17 protein-coding genes are annotated in these 19,642 nt (G+C 55.8%); 3 read left to right on the top strand and 14 right to left on the bottom strand.

The genetic code is table 11. The features are described 5' to 3' along the window. Positions 1–5 precede the first annotated feature (5 nt). Together M9H61_RS10365 and M9H61_RS10360 are read left to right on the top strand one after the other, a co-directional pair. On the top strand, positions 6–2,555 hold the full coding sequence (locus M9H61_RS10365; protein ID WP_250284956.1) for a branched-chain amino acid ABC transporter ATP-binding protein/permease: 2,550 nt from the start codon (positions 6–8) through the stop codon (positions 2,553–2,555). Beyond that, the gene (locus M9H61_RS10360; protein ID WP_250284954.1) at positions 2,548–3,768 is read left to right on the top strand and encodes an amidohydrolase family protein; all 1,221 of its coding nucleotides are present in this window, start codon (positions 2,548–2,550) and stop codon (positions 3,766–3,768) included. Before M9H61_RS10365 ends, M9H61_RS10360 begins: the two co-directional genes overlap by 8 nt. A gap of 63 nt (positions 3,769–3,831) precedes the next feature. Here M9H61_RS10360 and M9H61_RS10355 read toward each other — a convergent pair whose 3' ends face one another. The 13 genes from M9H61_RS10355 to M9H61_RS10295 all read right to left on the bottom strand — a co-directional run bounded on the left by M9H61_RS10355 (position 3,832) and on the right by M9H61_RS10295 (position 17,621). Next, positions 3,832–5,259: a gamma-aminobutyraldehyde dehydrogenase gene (locus tag M9H61_RS10355; RefSeq protein WP_068516963.1), complete on the bottom strand. Its 1,428-nt coding sequence runs from the start codon at positions 5,257–5,259 to the stop codon at positions 3,832–3,834. 34 nt (positions 5,260–5,293) lie between these two features. Next, on the bottom strand, positions 5,294–6,109 hold the full coding sequence (locus M9H61_RS10350) for an ABC transporter permease (protein WP_228194455.1): 816 nt from the start codon (positions 6,107–6,109) through the stop codon (positions 5,294–5,296). After that, positions 6,099–7,070, bottom strand: coding sequence for an ABC transporter permease (locus M9H61_RS10345; RefSeq protein WP_068516961.1), 972 nt, complete (start codon positions 7,068–7,070; stop codon positions 6,099–6,101). The genes M9H61_RS10350 and M9H61_RS10345 overlap by 11 nt, the downstream gene beginning before the upstream one ends. Beyond that, positions 7,067–8,056 carry an ABC transporter ATP-binding protein gene (locus M9H61_RS10340; RefSeq protein ID WP_250284952.1) on the bottom strand — a complete coding sequence of 330 codons (990 nt, stop codon included), beginning with the start codon at positions 8,054–8,056 and terminating at the stop codon, positions 7,067–7,069. The genes M9H61_RS10345 and M9H61_RS10340 overlap by 4 nt, the downstream gene beginning before the upstream one ends. A gap of 220 nt (positions 8,057–8,276) precedes the next feature. Next, complete coding sequence (locus M9H61_RS10335; RefSeq protein ID WP_250284950.1) at positions 8,277–9,437, bottom strand: ABC transporter substrate-binding protein; 1,161 nt, start codon at positions 9,435–9,437, stop codon at positions 8,277–8,279. 161 nt (positions 9,438–9,598) lie between these two features. Beyond that, positions 9,599–10,507, bottom strand: a complete 909-nt coding sequence (locus tag M9H61_RS10330; protein WP_068517017.1) for a LysR substrate-binding domain-containing protein — start codon at positions 10,505–10,507, stop codon at positions 9,599–9,601. Positions 10,508–10,582: 75 nt separating this feature from the next. Continuing rightward, entirely contained in the window at positions 10,583–11,923 is a 1,341-nt protein-coding gene (locus tag M9H61_RS10325; RefSeq protein ID WP_250284948.1) for a histidine kinase dimerization/phospho-acceptor domain-containing protein, read from the bottom strand. Positions 11,924–11,928: 5 nt separating this feature from the next. Then, the gene (locus M9H61_RS10320; protein WP_068516957.1) at positions 11,929–12,609 is read right to left on the bottom strand and encodes a response regulator transcription factor; all 681 of its coding nucleotides are present in this window, start codon (positions 12,607–12,609) and stop codon (positions 11,929–11,931) included. Between the two features lie 56 nt (positions 12,610–12,665). Next, a complete protein-coding gene (locus M9H61_RS10315) occupies positions 12,666–13,310 on the bottom strand; it encodes an NTP transferase domain-containing protein (protein ID WP_250284947.1) in 645 nt (214 codons plus the stop codon). A 13-nt stretch (positions 13,311–13,323) separates the two neighbouring features. Beyond that, the gene (locus M9H61_RS10310; RefSeq protein WP_250284942.1) at positions 13,324–14,319 is read right to left on the bottom strand and encodes an XdhC family protein; all 996 of its coding nucleotides are present in this window, start codon (positions 14,317–14,319) and stop codon (positions 13,324–13,326) included. Positions 14,320–14,421: 102 nt separating this feature from the next. After that, positions 14,422–16,590, bottom strand: a complete 2,169-nt coding sequence (locus M9H61_RS10305) for a xanthine dehydrogenase family protein molybdopterin-binding subunit (RefSeq protein WP_250284939.1) — start codon at positions 16,588–16,590, stop codon at positions 14,422–14,424. A gap of 3 nt (positions 16,591–16,593) precedes the next feature. Next, positions 16,594–17,055 (bottom strand): (2Fe-2S)-binding protein, encoded by a 462-nt coding sequence (locus M9H61_RS10300; protein WP_114113029.1) that lies wholly within the window; start codon positions 17,053–17,055, stop codon positions 16,594–16,596. 332 nt (positions 17,056–17,387) lie between these two features. Further along, positions 17,388–17,621, bottom strand: coding sequence for a hypothetical protein (locus M9H61_RS10295; protein WP_068516953.1), 234 nt, complete (start codon positions 17,619–17,621; stop codon positions 17,388–17,390). 245 nt (positions 17,622–17,866) lie between these two features. On the opposite strand from M9H61_RS10295, the gene M9H61_RS10290 reads away from it, so the two are divergent. After that, entirely contained in the window at positions 17,867–18,304 is a 438-nt protein-coding gene (locus tag M9H61_RS10290) for an Lrp/AsnC family transcriptional regulator (protein WP_068516952.1), read from the top strand. A gap of 54 nt (positions 18,305–18,358) precedes the next feature. Here the strand turns inward: M9H61_RS10290 and M9H61_RS10285 are convergent, their stop codons facing one another. Further along, positions 18,359–19,600 carry a saccharopine dehydrogenase family protein gene (locus M9H61_RS10285; protein WP_068516951.1) on the bottom strand — a complete coding sequence of 414 codons (1,242 nt, stop codon included), beginning with the start codon at positions 19,598–19,600 and terminating at the stop codon, positions 18,359–18,361. Positions 19,601–19,642 lie beyond the last annotated feature (42 nt).

The following is a 19,642-nucleotide window of genomic DNA, read 5'->3' as shown; positions in this document are numbered from 1 at the left end:
GCGATATGAAATTTAAAAGTCCGATGCCCAAACTGAACAAACCTGTCGCCCTTGATGCTGCGATCATCCTTGCTGTGCTTGGCGGTTTGATCGGTGTTTCAATCACCGGCGGCTATACGCAGTTCATCATTGGTCTTGTCGCGATCACAACGATTTTGTGTGTGGGGCTGAACGTTCTTTATGGTTTGACTGGTCTGGTGTCACTGGGGCAGGTCGGGTTCTTTGCCATCGGGGCCTATGCCAGTGCGATCCTGACGTTGGCGGGCTTGAATTTCTGGCTGTCGCTTTTGGCGTCATCGGTGATTGCCGGGCTTGCCGGGTGTTTACTGGCCCTTTCGGCGGTGCGGATGGCGGGGCCGTTCCTTGCCATGGTGACCATTGCCTTTGCCTTTATTGTCGAACATGGCGCGATTGAATGGCGTGCCCTGACCGGTGGGCAGAACGGTTTGATGGGGTTCCCGATGCCCGAACTGTTTGGCTATATGCTAAGCGAAACCGATCTTGTGATGCTGTGCGTTATTCTGGGCGGGGTCGCGTTGCTGGCATTCCGTCGTCTGGCGACAAGTGGCTGGGGCATGGCGATGACATCGATGCGCGATGCCGAAATTGCGGCCAGTTCGCTGGGCTATAATGCCTTTGTCGTCAAGGCGACCGGCTTTGCCATTGCGGCGGCGATGGCGGGTCTTGCCGGGGCGCTGTTTGCGCCGCTTATGATGTTTATTGCACCCAGCAACTTCCCGCTTAGTCAATCGATCCTGTATCTGTTTGCGGTCATTCTGGGTGGGGCCGGTACGGTTCTGGGGCCACTGGTCGGCGCCACGGTTTCGGTGATGCTACCCGAAATGCTGGCCGATTTTGCCGAATATCGGTTGCTGATTTTTGGCGCACTTCTGATCGTCGTTCTGTTGATCGCGCCGCGCGGTATTGTCGGGGTGATCGAACGGTTCATCCCGCTTAAAAAACGCACGGTCAATGCCACCCCGGCGGCCGAGATCGAGGCAGGGCTTAAAGCCTATGCCAAGTCGGACGGGTTGGTGGTTGATGATATCTCGATTGCCTTTGGCGGGGTGAAGGCGGTCAATTCCGTATCCTTCACCGCCAAGCCGGGGCAGGTGACGTCGATCATTGGTCCGAACGGGGCGGGCAAGACCACGCTTTTGAACATCATCAGCGGGTTTTACAAACCGACCGAGGGTGCGGTTCGCATCGGTGATCAGGACATTGCCGGAAAACCGACCGACTTTGCAGCCCGCAACGGGATCGCGCGCACCTATCAGGCGACCCGGCTTTTTGAAAATATGTCGGTTGTCGATAACGTTATTGCCGGTCTTCCGGTTGGTCGTTTTGGCAAGCCGTTCAAGGCGATTGCATCAGATGACAACCGCAATCATGCCGCCGGACTTTTGGCATTTTGCGGTTATCAGGGCGATATCGATGCCCGTGCCGGTGACTTGCCGCATGTGGATCGCCGTCTTGTCGAAATTGCCCGGTCACTTGCGACCAGGCCCGGTGTTCTTTTGCTTGATGAACCGGCTGCCGGATTGATGCATGCCGATAAGGTCGCACTTTCCAAACTGCTGCGCCAACTGGCCGATGCCGGGATCGCGGTTGTTCTGGTCGAACATGACATGGAAATGGTCATGGGCATTTCCGATCAGATTTTGGCGGTGGATGCCGGAACCCCGATCATTTTCGGAAGCCCGCAGGCAGTGCAAAGCAACCCGCAAGTCATTGCTGCCTATCTTGGCGATGGCAAGATGAAGGCGCGCCCACGACCCATTCCGTTCGAAGCCGGGGACTCCCCGGTGATTGAAACCCTGCGCCTGACGGCGGGATATGGGGCGGCCCCGGTTCTGCAATCGGTTGATATCAAAGTCCGTCAGGGCGAGATGGTCGCACTGCTTGGCGCCAATGGTGCGGGCAAGTCGACCTTCCTGACAGCCCTTGCGGGTCTGTTGCGTCCGGTAAAGGGGCAGATTGTTCTTAATAACGAATATATCCATGCCCTTGCCCCGCATCAGATCGTTGAACAGGGATTGATCCTTGTACCCGAAGGGCGTCAGGTTTTCCCGGAATTGACGGTGCGTGAAAACATCGAACTGGGGGCCTATAAACAACCCAAACCGGTCAGTGCGGATGAACTTGAAGCCATCCTGAAACGCTTCCCGCGGTTGCGTGATCGCATCAACAGTCCGGCAGGGTTGCTGTCGGGTGGTGAACAGCAAATGATGGCAATTGCGCGCGGTCTGGTCGCCAAGCCGAAGGCGCTGTTGCTTGATGAACCGTCCCTTGGTCTGGCACCGGCGATGGTCGAAGAACTTTATGCCATTCTGGGCGAGCTTCGCGATGATGGTGTGACCATCCTTCTGGTCGATCAGATGGCGACCATGGCGCTTTCGGTGGCGGATTATGCCTATGTCCTTGAACAGGGACAGGTGGTGGCCGAGGGCCCCGCATCGGATTTGCGTCAGGATGAACGTCTGATTGCCGCCTATCTTGGCGGCAGTGAACAGGGCGATAAAAATCAAGAAAAGGTGGCGGTAGGAGATGTTTGATTATCTGGTAAAGAATGCCTGTCTGCATGGCGAAAAGGCGCTTCTTGATCTTGGGATTGCAAATGGCAGGATCGTTGAAATCGCTCAGTCGATAACCGGGGATGGGCCGGTTTTTGATGCGGCCGGGCAACTGGTAACGGCGGGCTTTGTTGAAAGCCACCTGCATCTTGATAAGGCCTGCATTCTCGATCGTGCCAAGAATGAAACCGGCACACTTGCCGGTGCGATCAGTGCGGTTGCCAATGCCAAAAGCGGCTTTACCGAAGATGACGTCTATGCCCGCGGGGCCAAGGTGATTGAAAAGGCAATCACCCAGGGCACCAATGCCATTCGCACCCATGTGGAAATTGATCCGGGCATCGGGCTTGCGGGCTTTGACGCCATCAAGCGGCTTAAGGCCGATTACGCATGGGCGATGGATATCGAAATTTGCGTCTTCCCGCAGGAAGGGTTGCTGAATTATCCGGGGACCGAGGAATTGCTGCGCGAGGCCCTTGAAAACGGCGCGGATCTTTTGGGGGGCTGCCCCTATATGGATACCGATCCCGACGGTCAGATCCTGCGCCTGTTTGAAATGGCGCAGGAATATGATGTCGATCTTGATTTCCATCTGGATTTTGATCTGGACGGTTCATGGCGTCATCTTGATGAAGTGGCCCGCCAATCCATTGCCTTTGGCTGGCAGGGTCGGGTGATGATTGGCCATGTCACCAAACTGTCGGTCCTGCCCAAACCGCAACTTGAAGACACGATTGCGATTATGCGTGATGCCGGGATCGGATTGACCGTCTTGCCCGCAACCGACCTTTTCCTGACCGGGCGCGATCATGAACATTCAGTCCCGCGGGGTGTGGCCCCGGCGCATAAACTTGCCGCGCACGGGGTTTGCTGCACGATTGCGACCAACAATGTGCTTAATCCGTTTACGCCTTATGGCGATTGTTCACTGTCACGCATGGCCAACCTTTATGCCAATGTCAGTCAGCTTTCGACAGAAGCCGAACTTGAAAACTGCTTTGCCATGATCGCTGATGCCCCGGCCAAACTTCTGAGGCGATCCAACCGGATTGCGGTAGGCGAAGCTGCAAGCTTCATCATCCTGCCGGCCCAAAGTCGCGCACAGGTGGTTTCCGAAATCAGCCGCCCGGTATGGGGCATGAAAGACGGGCGGGTCACGTTCGAACATCCCGCCGCCAGGCTGTTTCACCCATAAGTCATACAAATGAAAAAAGGGCAGCGGATCGGCTGCCCTTTTGTCTGATGATTGGGTTTGGGGTTAGCCGTGCGCGATCATGATGTGACGGGCAGCGGTGTAATCTTCGAGTGCGTAATGTGACATGTCCTTGCCATAGCCGGACTGTTTCAAACCACCATGGGGCATTTCATTGACCAGCATGAAGTGGGTGTTGATCCAGGTACAGCCATAACGCAGCCGCGCACTTGTTTGCATGGCGCGCGAGATATCCTTGGTCCAGATTGACGATGCCAGACCGTAATCGGAATCATTGGCCCATGCGACGGCCTCGTCCACATCGGTAAAGCGGGTGATGGAGGCCACGGGGCCAAAGACCTCGCGACGGACGATTTCATCGCTTTGCAGGGCACCTGCAATCACGGTCGGCTGATAGAAGAAGCCCGGCCCGTCATGCAGTTTGCCACCCGTGGTGATTTCGATGTGCTTTTGTTCTGAGGCCCGGGCGACAAAGCTTGCCACCCGGTCGCGCTGACGTTCGGAAATCAGCGGGCCGATTTCGTTTTCAGCATCATCGGGGCGGGCATAAGCAATGCTTGAAACCGCCGATGAAAGATCCGCCACCAGCTTGTCATGGATTTTCGGACCGGCATAGATGCGACATGCCGCCGTGCAATCCTGTCCGGCGTTATAGTAGCTGAAGGCGCGAAGGCCTTCGACGACGGCATCGACATCCGCGTCATCAAATACAATCACCGGCGCCTTGCCACCGAGTTCAAGATGGGTGCGCTTGACCGATTTGGCGGCGGCCTGAAGGACCTTTTTGCCGGTCGCAACATCGCCGGTGATCGAAACCATATCGACCTTGGGATGGTTGATCAGGGCATTGCCAACAGTGGCCCCACGGCCCAGAACGATGTTGACCACGCCTTCGGGCAGGATATCGGCCAGAATGGTCGCAAGCTTAAGCGCGGTCAGCGGGGTTTGTTCAGACGGCTTGAAAACAACCGTGTTGCCCCCGGCAATGGCGGGGGCCAGTTTCCAGGCCATCATCATCATCGGATAGTTCCACGGCGCGATGGAACCAACAACCCCGATCGGATCGCGGCGGATCATTGATGTATGACCGGGCATATATTCACCGGCAAGCGATCCCTGCATGCAGCGTACAGCACCGGCAAAGAAGCGATAGCAATCGACAATGGCCGGGATTTCGTCATCGCGTACCGCATTGATCGGTTTGCCACAATTAAGCGATTCCAGTTTGACGAATTCTTCGGCCTCGGCCTCGATCCGGTCGGCAATTTTCAGAAGGTAATTCGACCGTTCTGCCGGTGTGGTGCGCGACCATGACTGGAATGCATGTTCGGCGGCATTTACGGCCCGGTCGATCTGTTCCATCGATGCTTCGGGCAGCATCATGATGGTTTCGCCGGTTTTGGGATTGATGATGTTTTCTTCGGCTTCGACGCCTGTTTCAAGGCTGCTGCCGATCAGCATCTTGGTGTCCATGATAAGCTCTCCCGTTTCTATCGTTATTACGTTGTTACTTCCCGGATCCGGCCACCTGATCGCCATCACGGGTCAGGTAATAGGCCGCAAGGATCGGCAGGACCGTGACCAGAACCACAACCATCGCCACTACATTGGTGACCGGTCGCTGGCGCGGTCGGACAAGTTCTTCGAGCATCCAGATCGGCAATGTTGATTGCTGACCGGCGGTAAAGGTCGTGACAATCACCTCGTCAAAGGACAGGGCAAAGGCCAGCATGCCGCCCGCCAGCAAGGCGGTTCCGATATTGGGCAGGATGACATGGCGGAATGTCTGGAAACTGTTGGCCCCCAGATCCATCGATGCTTCGACAAGCGACCCCGATGTCCGCCGGAACCGTGCGACGGCGTTGTTATAGACAACGACAACACAGAACGTCGCGTGACCCAGAATGATCGTCCAGATCGAGAACGGGATGTCAGCAATGCTGAAGGCGGATCGAAGCGCGATACCGGTGATAATGCCGGGCAAGGCAATCGGCAGGATCACCAGAAGCGATATGGTTTCCCGGCCAAAGAACTTGGTGCGTGATACCGCCGCAGCACACAGCGTTCCCAAAACCATGGCAATCACGGTCGAAATGGTTGCGACCTGAAGCGACAATTTCAGCGCATCCCAGACGTCCGGGCGGTTCCAGGTAACTTCCAGCCACTTCAGGGTGAAACCGGGGGGCGGCCACTGATAGGATTTATCCTCGGTCGTGAAGGCATAGACAAAAATCAGGGCAATGGGCAGATGCATGAAGGCAAGACCAAGCCCGGCAGCTGCCTTAAGCGCAAAGGGTGCGCGTTGCTTTCCATCAGATCGCATCGAAAGCCCCCATGCGTTTGGCACCCCAAAGATAGAAGCCCATGATGACAATCGGCACGACCGTAAAGGCCGCGGCCAGCGGAATGTTGCCCGCCGTGCCCTGCTGGGCATAAACGGCCTGACCGATAAACAGGCGCGATGACCCGACAATTTGCGGAATGATGTAATCGCCAAGGGTCAGCGAGAAGGTAAAGATCGACCCCGCGACAATACCGGGCAAGGCCAGCGGGAAAATCACATGGCGGAATGTCTGGCCCGGCGTGGCACCAAGATCACCCGATGCCTCGATATAGCTTCCCGGGACACGTTCAAGGGCAGCCTGAACCGGCAAAACCATGAAGGGCAACCAGACATAAAGGAACACAAGGAAAGTCCCGGTATAGCTGACCGACAGGGAATAACCGCCAATGATCGGGATCGCCAGCCACGCTTCAAGCAGCCAGGTCAGATGCAGCTTGGCAAAAATCCATGTCAGGATGCCTTCCTTGGCAAGGATCAGTTTCCAGGCATAGACCTTGACCAGATAGCTTGACCAAAGCGGCAGCATCACACCGATGTAAAACAGTGCCTTCCATTTGCCGCGTGCATAACGCGCGGCGAAATAGGCAATCGGAAAGGCCACACAGGCCGCGGCAACCGTGACGATGGCTGCCATGGAAACGGTGCGGATGATGATATCAAGATTGGCCGGACGGAACAGTTCGCCATAGGTTTTAAGCGTCAGTTCGTACTGAACCATCCCGGAAAATTCATCGATGGAAAAGAAACTTTGCGCCAGCAACGCAAACAGCGATCCAAGATAGATGATGCCAAGCCACAGAACCGGCGGGGTCAGCATCAGGATCAAAAGCAGTTTGGGATTGCGCCAGAACCGGTCTGACAGCGATCCGGTCCATCCGCCCTGACCGGGCAGAATGGCCGTACCTTGCGCGGGTTCTGTGACGGGGGATGCGGCCGTCATTGGGCATCCTCCATCAAATGCAATTCGCTTTCCTGCCAACTTATCTGAACAGCGGCACCATTTTGCGGCACGACCTGATCGGCAGCGATCAGGGCATTAATGCGCATATCGCCAAGCGCCAACCCGACCCGGGTGGTGCCGCCCAAATAGCTGCTTCCGGTCACGGTTGCTGCGTGGCCATCAGACTGAACAAAGCGGATGGCTTCGGGGCGCAGGCTGGCATAGGCGGCCTTGCCGGTCAGTTGTTTGACAAAGGCCGGTTCAAGTACGTTTGATGATCCGACAAAATCGGCGACAAAGCGGCTTTGCGGACGTTGATAGATATCCTGCGGACTTCCGATCTGCTGGATTTTACCGTCATTGAAAACAGCAACCCGATCGGCCATCGACAGGGCTTCGCCCTGATCATGGGTGACAAAGACGAACGTGATGCCAAGTTTGCGTTGCAGGGTTTTAAGTTCGTCCTGCATCTGTTCACGCAATTTCAGATCAAGCGCGCCCAGCGGTTCATCCAGAAGCAAGACCCTGGGTTTGTTGACCAAGGCACGGGCAAGCGCAACGCGCTGACGCTGCCCACCGGAAAGCTGCCCCGGGCGACGGTCGCCATAACCGGGCAAAGCGACAAGTTCGAGGGCCTCGTTGGCGGCCTTATGACGTTCGGCCTTTCCCATTCCCTGGATCATCAGGCCATAGGCCACATTGTCGATGATGTTCATATGCGGGAACAGGGCATAATCCTGAAACACGGTATTTACGTTGCGCCGATAGGGCGGCACGTTTTCGACCTTGGTGCCGAAAATTTCAATATGGCCGCTTGTCGGTTGCTCAAAGCCGGCAATCAGACGCAGGCAGGTGGTTTTGCCCGATCCTGACGGGCCGAGCATGGCGAAAAATTCGCCTTCGGCAATTGACAGATCCACATCATCAACGGCGCGAACCGCGCCGAAATGGCGTGAAACTCTGGAAAAGGAAACTGCAGTCGTCATTGGTAAACCAGTTGTTTGAAGCCCGCCCGCGCAGGGCGGGCTTCGGGTCGCAAGGGAGGTGGCGGGTGGCGCCCAATCGGGTGATGTGTGACCGTGGCCGATGCCCATCGCACGGCCAAGCCCCCCGGATTGGCAGCGATTGCACATTTCAGCAGGCAGGCATCAGATGCCGGGTGTACGAGACACCTGACGCCCTACCATGTCTGGTCACAAGGAGGTCTTAGCGACCGCCAATCACACCGATATAGTCAGATACCCAACGGTAATAGGGGACGCATTCACCCTGACTTTCACATTTCGAAACCGGGGTCTGCCAGAAGCTTACGCGGTCGAAATCATCAAAGCCGTTGGTTGCACAACCCTCGTCACCCAAAAGAGTATTGCCCTTACAAGCAGCCGGAACTGCCGGGTTTGAACCGAACCATGCGGCAAGGTCGCCCTGAACTTTCGGGGACAGGGAATGTTCCATCCACAGATAGGCACAGGTCGGGTTTTCGGCATCGGCATGCAGCATGGTGGTATCGGCCCAGCCGGTCACACCTTCTTCGGGGATGGTCGATGCAATCGGAAGGCCTTCGGATTTCAGAAGGTTGACCTGGAACGGCCATGAACCCGATGCAACAACGCCTTCGTTTTTGAAGTCATCCATCTGGATGAAGGCATCATGCCAGTACCGCGAAACCAGTTCGCGCTGTCCGCGCAAAAGATCAAGGGCGGCGGCATATTGATCGGCATTGAGCTCATACGGGCTTTTGATGCCGAGTTCCGGGTTATGCGCCATCAGATATTGCGCCGCATCGGCAATATGGATCGGGCCGTCATAGGCCTGAACGCGGCCCTTGTTGGATTTGCCGTCGGCCAGCGTCATTTCCTTGAAAACAACATCCCAGCTTTTCGGCGCTTCCTTGAAGGCTTCGGTATTATACATCAAAACGTTCGGCCCCCACTGATAGGGCGTGCCGTAATGTTTGCCGTCAACCGTGTGCCAGGGGGCACTTTTCAGACGGTCATCAACCGTGTTCCAGCTTGGAATAAGGTCGGTATTGATTGGCTGAACGCGTTTGCCGGCAATCATGCGAAGCGATGCATCGCCCGATGCGGTGACAAGATCAAAGCCGCCCTCGTTCATCAGGGCGACCATTTCATCGGATGTGTTGGCGGTTTTGACATTCACCTTGCATCCGGTTTCTTTTTCAAACGATGTCACCCAGTCAAAATTGGCATCGGTTTCACCGCGTTCGATATAGCCCGGCCAGGCAACGATATTCACGTTGCCTTCGGGGGTGCCAAGTTCGGTCATCATGTCGGCGGCTGCGGCCTGGCTGGCCGCAAAGGCAAGCACGACCATGACGGACGTGCCCGATTTCAGTAACGATTTCATTGTGATGTCTCCCAGTTGCAGGGCGTCAATTCGTGTGACTTTTATTTCCCGCAGCCAAGGGTACGCCGATCCTGAGCATTCACAATTTCATTTATCAGAAATACGTTATCGGTTTTTCCGATATCATACTGAAGCGTATGGTGGCAAAGCGATTGGTAGATTTAACGCAGACGTGTCGCGCGGTGGGCCTGGGCCAATCCGATGAAATCGCGCGCGGCTTGTGAAAGCGGTGACCCTTTGCGCCAGACTACGCCGACCTGAACCATCGGAAGGGTGCCCGATACATCGCGGCTTTCAATCCGGTCACCTTCCAGCGACCAGGGGCGATAAACCAGATCGGGCAGCAACGACAATCCCGCCCCGGTGGCGACCAGACTGCGTACTGCCTCGACCGATCTGGTGCGAAATGCCACCCGCGGACGGGTGCCAAGCGCGCCGAGAAGCTTGCCGGTGGCTTCTTCGATTTCATCAACGGTCAGCATGATCAGGGGTTCGGATGTCACATCATCAAGGGTGATGCTTTGCGCGGTGGCCAACCGATGACCAAGTGGCAGCCACAGGCGATAGGGGGAAACTTCAAGAATTTCCGATTGCAGGGCAAGGCGATCGCGCAGGTTGGAAATCACCATGACCGCGGCATCAATTTCCCCGCCAATCAGAAGATGTTCCAGATAATCACCGTTATCTTCAATCGCACTGACCGTCACATGCGGATAGGCGCGGCGATAACGGGCCAGAATGTCAGACAGAACATAACCGGCAACAAGCGATGTAACGCCCAGATGCAATTCGCCCTGTTCGGCCTTGGCGGTGTCTTCGAAGGCCTGTTTGGCGTCCGATACGCTGGCGAGGATCGTGGTGGCATGGCGCAGGAACTGATGCCCGTTATGGGTGATGTTAAGGCCCCGCGAATGCCGGTCAAACAGGGTGACGCCAAGATCGGCTTCGAGTTCCTTGATTGCCTCGGTCACGGCAGATTGCGAAATCGACAGAATATGGGCCGCCCCCGATACAGTTCCCTGTTCGGCAACGGCGACGAAATATTGAAGCTGTCGAATGGTAAATGCCATGATGACATCACGATAGGCGATGGCAGTTACCTTGTCGCGGTTTTTTCGATACCGTGACAAGGAATGCAGATGGACTTAGCTTTCCAACAGTTCGGGCGTCGGTTTGACCAGTGTTCTGGCACCGGGATCGAAGCTGACCGACATGCCGCCATTGGGCAGATGTGTCGATGTGCAATGCCAGTCCAGCCGTTGGCAAATGCGCCGGACAAGCTGCAAGCCGATGCCTTCGCCCTGCGGGGTGGTGCATTGGCCGTTACAGGTCGAAATGGTGTTTTCAACGGTCAGTTCGGTGCCGGTCAGGGTGATGGTGACCTGGCCTTTTGGGGTGTGCTGGAACGCATTGCGGATCAGGTTGGACACCACAATCATCAGGGCCGCACGCGATGTCGCAATTTCGGTTTCCCGGCTATCGGGGACGAAGTGGCATGTGACGTGTTTGCCCTCGGTCAGATAGGAAAGATCGCTGATTTCCTGTTCGATAAAGCTTGAAAAATGGATATGTTCGGTTTCGCCCAGCGGCGCGTTTTCCCGACCCAGCCACAAAAGCGTTTCAAGCAATTGCTGCATGTTGCGGTTTGCGCGTTTGATGCGTGCCATCACCCGTGACTGGGTAGTGTTCAGCGGGCTTTTTTCCAGAAGTTCGACATTGCCCGAAACGATGGTGACAGGCGTGCGCAATTCGTGGCTGGCCTGACGCAGGAATTCGCGTTCGCGGGCAACGAATTTGTCGATCTGGTCAACGGACCGATGCAGTTCGTGGGCAACGTCATTCAGTTCCTCGAACCCGAAATCGGGGATCGGCGCACCAAGGTTGTCAGCGGTCAGGTTATTGGCCCAGCTTTGCAAATCTTCGGACGGTTTGGTCAGGCGTTTGCCAATGATCCACAGGAACCAGGCAAAGATGCAGATCACGATCAGGGCAAAGGGAACAGACAGCCATGCCAGATTATGCAGGCGTTCGAAAAACACACTGTCACCGTCACCCACGTGATAGGTCTGCAAAATCAGGATGTTGCGCCCATCGACAAGCTGATGGGGAAAGACCAGAAAGATCGGATTTTCCGGGGTTTTCTGATCGGTATATTGATCGGTATTGATGTAGAAAAGCTCGCCGGTTTCCAGATCGTCGGGTGTGACATGGGCGCGCAATTCCGCGGGCAACTGATCAAAATTTTCAAAGGATTCAATATTGAACCCCTTGGGCAGGGGCGCATTCGGGTCACGAAGAAGCTGATCGTCATATTGTTCGGCAATCAGCTGAAGCTGAAAGGCTGCGACCATCCACTTGCCATAGAGCATGTAGAAATTAAGCACGGCGGTATACAGAACCAGCGTGATGATCAGACCCAGCAACACGTAATTGCGCACAAAGCGCGAAAAGGAGCGGGTCTTGGGGGCACAGCAGGGTGACGACATAACAGTTACTCGCGCAGGGCCACGCCCTGGCCCGGAATGGTGTGAATAAGATTTTGCTCGAACGGTTTGTCGATCCGATGGCGCAATTTGTAAAGATGCGTTTTCAGCGCATTGGTATCAGGCGGATCGCCCTGCCACAATGCCATTGAAAGGCGCGACCGGGTGACAACGCGCGGGCTGTTTTGCGCAAGAACTTCCAATATCGTCCAACCGGTTGGCGATACGTTGATATTTTGCCCGGCCCGCACGACCGAACGGTTTTCAAAATCAATCCGAAGGTCCCCAAGCGAGAAACGCTTTACCTCGCCACTGCGCCGACGTGACAAAACGCGGGTCCGCAGCAAAAGTTCTTCAAGCGCAAACGGTTTGACCAGATAGTCATCGGCACCGGCGTGGAAACCTTCGATCTTGTCATCAAGGGTATCGCGCGCGGTCAGCATCAAGACCGGGGTATCAACCCCTTCATCGCGCAGCGCCTTGCAAATGCTGATGCCGTCGCGAAATGGCAACATCAGATCAAGCAAGATAACGTCATATTCCCCGGTCAGGGCCATTTTGAACGCGGTTTCGCCATCATAGGCATGGTCGCATTCGACCCCCTCAATCGTCAGATAGTCACTGACGGTTGCGGCGATATCCATATTGTCCTCGACCAGAAGGACCATGATGTTGGCGGTTGCTTTCATTCACGTCATCTCGTTAACAGCGCGCAGGGTTACCATGGCGCATTTCCACCCGCAGGTCAGCCGGAAATACCCGGCTTGCCAGATACGGTCGAGCCAGCGGGCATGCTTAGAACGGCGTTCAGATCGTCACGGGTATCGATATCAAAACGCGCGGCTTCAAGTTCAAGACCGATCACGTCATGATCCGCCCCGTTCAGGGTTGCGCGCGCCCCCGATGGCCCGGACAGGGTGGCAAGTTCGGAAAACAGACGCGCCGGAAACAGGGCCGGAACACCAAAGCCGCCGGAATAGCGCGTGGCAATGATGTGTTCGCCGTCAAAGAATCCGATCAGTTTTCGATAATCGCCATGGCCTAACCTGACCTGATCACACAGCGCGATCAGAACGGCGTCATAATCCCCGTTTTTTGCAATGGCCTTAATGCCAGCAGCGATCGAGCTTCCCATCCCCGATGCCCAGTCCGGATTGTCAACGATATGGCAATCTGTACCAATGACCGGGCGAATTTCATCGGCAAAAGCACCCAGTACGACAAAGCGATCAAGCCCTGGCAAACTGGCAAGCGCATCGATTGTGTGGCGGATCATCGGAACGCCATGAATGTCAGCCAACTGTTTGCGGCCGCCAAAACGCGCACTTTCGCCCGCAGCCAGAATAAGGCCAGCGCATTTGGGCACGGGATGATTTGTCTGCGGGGTCATGAATGCATCAGTCTTATTCCGCAGCCTGCGCCATGGCCGGTGCGGCGCGTTGCTTGAACAGGGCGTGATGGATGCCCGACAACATCGAAAGCGCAATGCTTTCGGGCAATTGGCCACCAATATCAAGGCCCGCCGGGCTTGAAATGTCAAAACCCAGATCACGGCGTTCAAGTCCGGCCCGTTCAAGCACATCGGCAAAACGATGGCGCGGGCCAAGGGCCGAAAGATGCCGGATCGGGGTGTCGCACAAAACGCCAAGTGCATTGGCATCAATGCCGACACTATGCGCCATCAGGATAACGGCATCGACCCGCTGATCGCGGACATAGGCCGTAAGGTCCCGGTCAATAGTGCGCAGGATCATATCGGCCTGCGGGAAATGCTCGGGCCGCGCATTGGCGGGGCGCGGGTCAACCAGTGTGGTTTTCCAGCCCATGGTACGGGCAATCCCGATCACCGGGCGGGCATCAATGCCGCCCCCCACCACAAGGATGTGGGGTTCGGGCGAAATCGGCGTAACCAGCCAGTCGCCATCGATACGATTTTCGATATGGGCGGGCGGGTTGGCGTGAATTTCACCGGTCTGGAAATAGCCTTCGACTGCGTTGATTTTCTGAAAATAAAGGCCGCCTTGGCGTCGGGTCAGGGCGCGGTGCAAATCCGACAGGCCAAGATCGTTTTCGGCACTGACCGGTTGCAGCATGATATGGACCGTGCCACCACATCCAACACCAAGCTTGAAGGACAGGTCGTCTTCGTCATTGCCGTCATAGGTCAGCATGACCGGGCGACCGGTCAGCATGGCCTTGCGGGCATTGCGGATAATGTCGGCCTCAAGACAACCGCCACTCAGCAGGCCGAACTGCTGTCCGTGCCCGTTAATCAGCATCATGGCCCCGGCCTTGCGATAGGCCGATCCTTCGGTGCGGTAAACCGTGCCCAGCACCCATTCGGTGCTGTTGCGGTTTTCCTGCCAGGCCGACAGCATGGCGGAAAGTTGGTTATTCATCAGTCACACGCCCTTTCAATAAAAGGGGAGCTGCCCGGAGAGCCGGGGAAGGGGAAGAAATTTGGTCCCCCGGGCAGCGATGCCGGCAATGCCGACGATACCTTAGACGAAATCGAAACCGGCCTTGGTCATGGGAAGATCAAGGATCCGTTTGCCGGTTTGGGCAAAGATGGCGTTGGCAACAGCCGGACCGGTCGGGGGAACGCCCGGTTCGCCAACACCGGTTGGTGCATTGTTCGATGAAACAATGGCGACTTCGATTTCCGGCATTTCCGGATTGCGCAGCAATTCATAGTCCGGGAAGTTGTACTGATCGACTTCGCCGTCGGTCAGGGTGACTTCGTTGCGGAAGATGGCTGAAAGGGCATAGCCCGCCCCGCCTTCCATCTGGGCACGGATGACATCGGGATTGATGGCAACCCCGCATTCGACCGCCATGAACAGCTTGTTGACGTGAACAGTGGTGTCTTCGACCGTGACATCGGCAACCACTGCCACACAGGTATTGAACGAGAAGTGGGCCGCAAAGCCGCGCTTGTCGCCTTTTTGCCAACCGGAAATCTCGCGGACCAGTTTGATCGCCTCGATCATGCGGGCCTGATTGGCACCCGCCGGATCAAGCATGGCAAGACGCATGTCAATCGGGTCCTGACCGGTTTCGGTCGCGACCATATCCATCAGGCTTTCCATGACAAAGCCGGTATGGGTATGACCGACTGACCGCCACCAGTTGATCGGAACCGCGGTGGTAAAGTCACTTAGGCCGATCCCCATATTGGGAAGGGTATAAAGACTTTCGGCGACCCCTTCGACCGAGGTCGGGTCAACGCCGTTCTGAACCATCATTTCGAACGGGCCACCCTTGGCGATCGATTTGGTTGCCAGACGATGATCCCAGCCGACAATCTTGCCATCGGCATCAAGGCCGATTTTGGCACGATGGGCCGACATTGGTCGGTAATAGCCGCCCTTGATATCGTCTTCGCGGCTCCAGATCAGTTTGACCGGAACCTTGCGTCCGGAAACGGCAAAGGCCATGGCGGCTTCGACATTGTAATCCGACGCCGCATTGGCACGACGGCCAAATGATCCGCCAGCATAAAGCGTTCTGATCTCGACCTTGGACGGATCAATGCCAAGGGTTGCGGCGACCATCGGACGGGTCAGGGTCGGGAACTGGCAGCCGTCATGGACGCGTACACCATCCCCAACCGGCTCAATCGTGCAGTTTTCCGGTTCCAGCGGCGCATGGGCCAGGAACGGGAAAGTGAATTGTGCATCAATCGTTTTGGCAGCCCCTTCAAGGATCGGCGTAACCGAGGCCAGCGGCACTTCGTGATTGGCATCAAATTGCGGGGCGTCAAGCAATGCCACATGATCGGCAATCATGGCATCGGTGCTGCGTGTTTCCGCCGCACTGAAATCCCATTCGACCGACAGGGCATCACGGGCCTGAAACGCCGCCCAGGTATTTTTGCCAAAGGCAACCACGCCGGCCTTGTTGGGCAGAACCTGTGCAGCGATAAAACCACCGACATCCTTGGCCGCACTGTCATCAAATGACACCACCGTGCCCCCGAATTTCGGGCTGCGCATGATGGCGGCATAGATCATGCCAGGCAGATTGACATCCATGGCAAACATCGCGGTGCCATTGGTTTTGCCGGTATTGTCCTTGCGGTGCAGTTTGTCACTGCCGATCAGCTTGAACTGATCAGGGGTTTTGACCGCGGGCTTTTCGACAGGGGAAAGCGTTGCGGCGATGGCAACGAATTCGCCGAAATGACCGGATTTTCCACCCGATGACAGCATGCCGTTTTCAACCGTGATGGTTGCTGCATCCACCCCCCAGCTTTGGGCGGCAGCACGTACCAGAAGGTCGCGGGCAGCCGCACCGGCTTCGCGATACTGCATGAAGGAGTTGGCGATCGAGGTCGATCCACCCGTGCCCTGCGCACCAAAGAACAGGTTCTTGTAGCGTTCAACATCGGCCGGGGCGAATTCGGGAACAACCGTATCCCAATTGGCATCGAGTTCTTCGGCGACCAGTGTGGTCAGGCCGGTTGTCGTGCCTTGGCCCATTTCGAAATGCTTGATGATGACGGTAACGGTGCCATCGGCATCGATTTTGACAAACGGGTTGAGATCGGTTGCGGCAGCCGCTGTTGAACCGGCGGCCAGAACACCCTTGGCATTGATCCCGACCAGAAGTGCGGTGGTGCCCGCAGCAGATGCCTTAAGGAAACCGCGACGTGAAACATTGATGTTCATGACTTAGGCCTCCAGCTTTTGGGATGCGAGCTTGATGGCTTCATTGATGCGGACATAGGTTACGCAACGACACGCATTGCCATTCATGTAATCCTTGATGTCCTCATCGGTTGGTTTCGGGTTTTCGGTCAAAAGACCGATGGCCGACATGATCTGACCGGACTGACACCAGCCACACTGCACGACGTCTTTTTCACGCCATGCTTCCTGGACGGCTTGGGCAACCTTGTCGGTTGCGCCTTCGATGGTGGTGATTTCGCTATCTACCGCGTCTTCGACAAAGGTCTGGCAGGAACGGGTCGGGTAACCGTCCACATGCACGGTGCAGGCACCGCAATAGGCAACGCCGCAACCGAACTTGGTCCCGGTCAGTTGAAGTTCATCGCGCAAAACCCAAAGCAACGGTGTGCCGGGTTCGGCATCAACGGTGCGGGTCTCGCCATTGATTTTAAGCTGATATTGCATGACCGCCTCATCTCTCTCTTTTGGCTTGTTATGGGCGATCATCACGCAGGCGCAGGTAACCAAGCGGTAAACGGGTATTTGACCTATTTCCCGTCGGCTGCGAACAGGGTGATCAACTTCTCCAAATGGCCAAAAACAGGCTGGTCGCGACGGGTGTTTCGGGCAGGAATTTCCGCGTTCCGACAGCAAGGAGAGCGGCGGTTTTACTGTTTTGGCAGTTCGCGCATTGCCAGAAAAAAAAAGCCTGTCGATGCTGTGTGCATGGACAGGCTTTTTTAGTTGGTCAGACTGTGTGGGGCACGTGTCTGCCATCTTTTTTGGGGGGATGTGAATTACCGCGGGGCGTGGCCGTGTTCGCAGGCAAAGTCAATGTCGCTGCGGGCAATGCCGATATCTTCAAGGCGTTCACGCGGGGCATGGCGAAGCATTTCGGTGTCGCGCGCGACCTTGTGGGCATGGGCCCATTTGCGGGGCAAAAGGACGAGCCAGCGCCAGATGGATGCGCCCGAAACCGGCGCTACATTGGTGGTGGCGACGAGGGAGTCATTCGTAAACTGTGCTGGCATGATGCTGGCTCGCTAGTTTGTTTGCTAATAAGGGGCAGAGTTTCCTCTGAACCCGAAAACAATTTACGCCTGACTTATGTGAATTGGCGCGCAAACTTCGCAAATTCGTGCGAGATTTTCGCAAAAATTCTGTAAAAACGATTTTCTTTCGTTTGCGGCCTGCGCCATGTTTGGTTACAGGGTGTTAGGGGCCGAACCCGATTGATGGGTTAACATGGCATCATCACGAGCCGGGAATTCGAAACGTGGCGGAACTCGATAAATTCGACTATCGCCTGCTGGAGCTGTTGCAGGAAAACAGCCGCATGACAGGCAATGAACTGGCGGGGAAAGTTGGGCTTTCGTCGGCGGCATGCCTGCGCCGTGTTCAGCGTTTGCGTGAAACCGGCGTGATTGAACGTGATGTTGCGGTGGTATCGCCCAAGGTATTTGGCAAGCGCATGACCGTGATCGTGCTGCTGACCATGGAACGTGATCGCCCGGACCGGTACATGCTGATGCGCGAAGAATTCGCCAAAATGCCCGAAGTCGTGCAGTGCCATCACGTCACCGGTGCCCATGACTTTGTGCTGCGCATTCAGGTCGGTGACATGGAAGAATACAGTGCCTTTGTCGATCGGGTGTTTCATGAACCCTATATCAAGCGATATGAAAGTCTTGCGGTTCTCGGATCGCTGAAATGAAAAATGGCGGGCCAAAACCCGCCATTTTCTTTGTATTTCTGATGTCACCCGGACTTAGGAAAAGTCGAGTGCCCGGTCGCCATTGGCGTCCTTGATGCGGGTCGGAAGACCCATGCCATTAAGCAAGTTGAGGAACGGCTTGGCCGGAAGTTCTTCGACATTGGCCATTTTCTTCACATCCCATTCGCCCGTTGCGATCAGCATCGCGGCAGCAACCGGCGGAACACCGGCGGTATAGGAAATGCCCTGGCTTCCGACTTCGTTATAGGCGTCCTTGTGATCGGCCACGTTATAGATCAGGACCTCGGTTTCCTTGCCATCCTTGGTACCCTTGACCAGATCACCGATGCAGGTTTTACCGGTGTAATCAGGTGCAAGCGAGCTCGGGTCCGGCAGGCAGGCCTTTACGACCTTAAGCGGTACAACTTCAAGGCCCTCGGCGGTTTTGACCGGCTGTTCGGACAGAAGGCCGATATTTTTCAGAACCGTGAACACATTGACGTAGTGATCGCCAAAGCCCATCCAGAAACGAACGTTCGGAACGTCAAGATTCTGGGACAGGGAATGGACTTCGTCATGGCCGGTCATGAAGGTCTGGCTTTCGCCAACCACCGGCATGTCCCAGATCTTTTTGATCTCGAACATCTTATTCGATTTCCACTCGTTATCCTGCCAGGAATAGACCGTGCCGGTGAATTCGCGGAAGTTGATTTCCGGGTCGAAGTTGGTGGCAAAATATTTGCCGTGGCTGCCGGCATTGATGTCGATGATGTCAATCGAGTCAATTTTGTCGAAATAGTCTTCGACGGCCAGTTTGGCATAGGCATTCACAACGCCCGGATCAAAGCCGACACCGAGGATCGCGGTGGTACCGGCCTTTTCGCATTCTTCGCGGCGCTTCCATTCATAGTTGGCATACCATGGCGGGGTTTCGCAGATTTTGTCCTGCTCTTCATGGATGGCGGTATCGAGATAGGCGACACCGGTTTTGATGCAGGCCGACATGACCGGCATATTGATGAAAGCAGACCCGACATTGATGACGATCTGGCTGCCGGTTTTTTCGATCAGGGCGGCGGTTGCATCGACATCCGTGGCATCAAGTGCATGACCTTCAAGAACGCCAGGGTTCTTGAGGTTTTTCTTTTCATGGATGCTGTCGATGATTGCCTGGCACTTCGCAGCAGTACGCGAAGCGATATGAATATCGCCAAGCACGTCATTATGCTGCGCACATTTATGTGCTACGACCTGTGCGACGCCACCTGCGCCGATAATCAGAACATTCTTTTTCATGTCGGGCCAAAAACTCCCTTGTTTTGAGAGGTGGAGCACCCG

This window comes from Thalassospira sp. GO-4 (genome assembly GCF_023588965.1).
Classification (GTDB): Bacteria; Pseudomonadota; Alphaproteobacteria; order Rhodospirillales; family Thalassospiraceae; genus Thalassospira; species Thalassospira povalilytica.
The sequence above is the reverse complement of the archived record's forward strand: the minus strand, read 5'-3'. Positions and strand labels throughout refer to the sequence as shown.

What these genes read in the sequence shown, in the direction of transcription:
- M9H61_RS10295 (WP_068516953.1), bottom strand. Translation starts at nt 17,621, where the DNA reads ATGCCAGCACAGTTTACGAATGACTCCCTCGTCGCCACCACCAATGTA.
- M9H61_RS10340 (WP_250284952.1), bottom strand. Translation starts at nt 8,056, where the DNA reads ATGACGACTGCAGTTTCCTTTTCCAGAGTTTCACGCCATTTCGGCGCG.
- M9H61_RS10305 (WP_250284939.1), bottom strand. Translation starts at nt 16,590, where the DNA reads ATGAACATCAATGTTTCACGTCGCGGTTTCCTTAAGGCATCTGCTGCG.
- M9H61_RS10325 (WP_250284948.1), bottom strand. Translation starts at nt 11,923, where the DNA reads ATGTCGTCACCCTGCTGTGCCCCCAAGACCCGCTCCTTTTCGCGCTTT.
- M9H61_RS10350 (WP_228194455.1), bottom strand. Translation starts at nt 6,109, where the DNA reads ATGCGATCTGATGGAAAGCAACGCGCACCCTTTGCGCTTAAGGCAGCT.
- M9H61_RS10335 (WP_250284950.1), bottom strand. Translation starts at nt 9,437, where the DNA reads ATGAAATCGTTACTGAAATCGGGCACGTCCGTCATGGTCGTGCTTGCC.
- M9H61_RS10315 (WP_250284947.1), bottom strand. Translation starts at nt 13,310, where the DNA reads ATGACCCCGCAGACAAATCATCCCGTGCCCAAATGCGCTGGCCTTATT.
- M9H61_RS10310 (WP_250284942.1), bottom strand. Translation starts at nt 14,319, where the DNA reads ATGAATAACCAACTTTCCGCCATGCTGTCGGCCTGGCAGGAAAACCGC.
- M9H61_RS10285 (WP_068516951.1), bottom strand. Translation starts at nt 19,600, where the DNA reads ATGAAAAAGAATGTTCTGATTATCGGCGCAGGTGGCGTCGCACAGGTC.
- M9H61_RS10360 (WP_250284954.1), top strand. Translation starts at nt 2,548, where the DNA reads ATGTTTGATTATCTGGTAAAGAATGCCTGTCTGCATGGCGAAAAGGCG.
- M9H61_RS10365 (WP_250284956.1), top strand. Translation starts at nt 6, where the DNA reads ATGAAATTTAAAAGTCCGATGCCCAAACTGAACAAACCTGTCGCCCTT.
- M9H61_RS10330 (WP_068517017.1), bottom strand. Translation starts at nt 10,507, where the DNA reads ATGGCATTTACCATTCGACAGCTTCAATATTTCGTCGCCGTTGCCGAA.
- M9H61_RS10320 (WP_068516957.1), bottom strand. Translation starts at nt 12,609, where the DNA reads ATGAAAGCAACCGCCAACATCATGGTCCTTCTGGTCGAGGACAATATG.
- M9H61_RS10300 (WP_114113029.1), bottom strand. Translation starts at nt 17,055, where the DNA reads ATGCAATATCAGCTTAAAATCAATGGCGAGACCCGCACCGTTGATGCC.
- M9H61_RS10345 (WP_068516961.1), bottom strand. Translation starts at nt 7,070, where the DNA reads ATGACGGCCGCATCCCCCGTCACAGAACCCGCGCAAGGTACGGCCATT.
- M9H61_RS10355 (WP_068516963.1), bottom strand. Translation starts at nt 5,259, where the DNA reads ATGGACACCAAGATGCTGATCGGCAGCAGCCTTGAAACAGGCGTCGAA.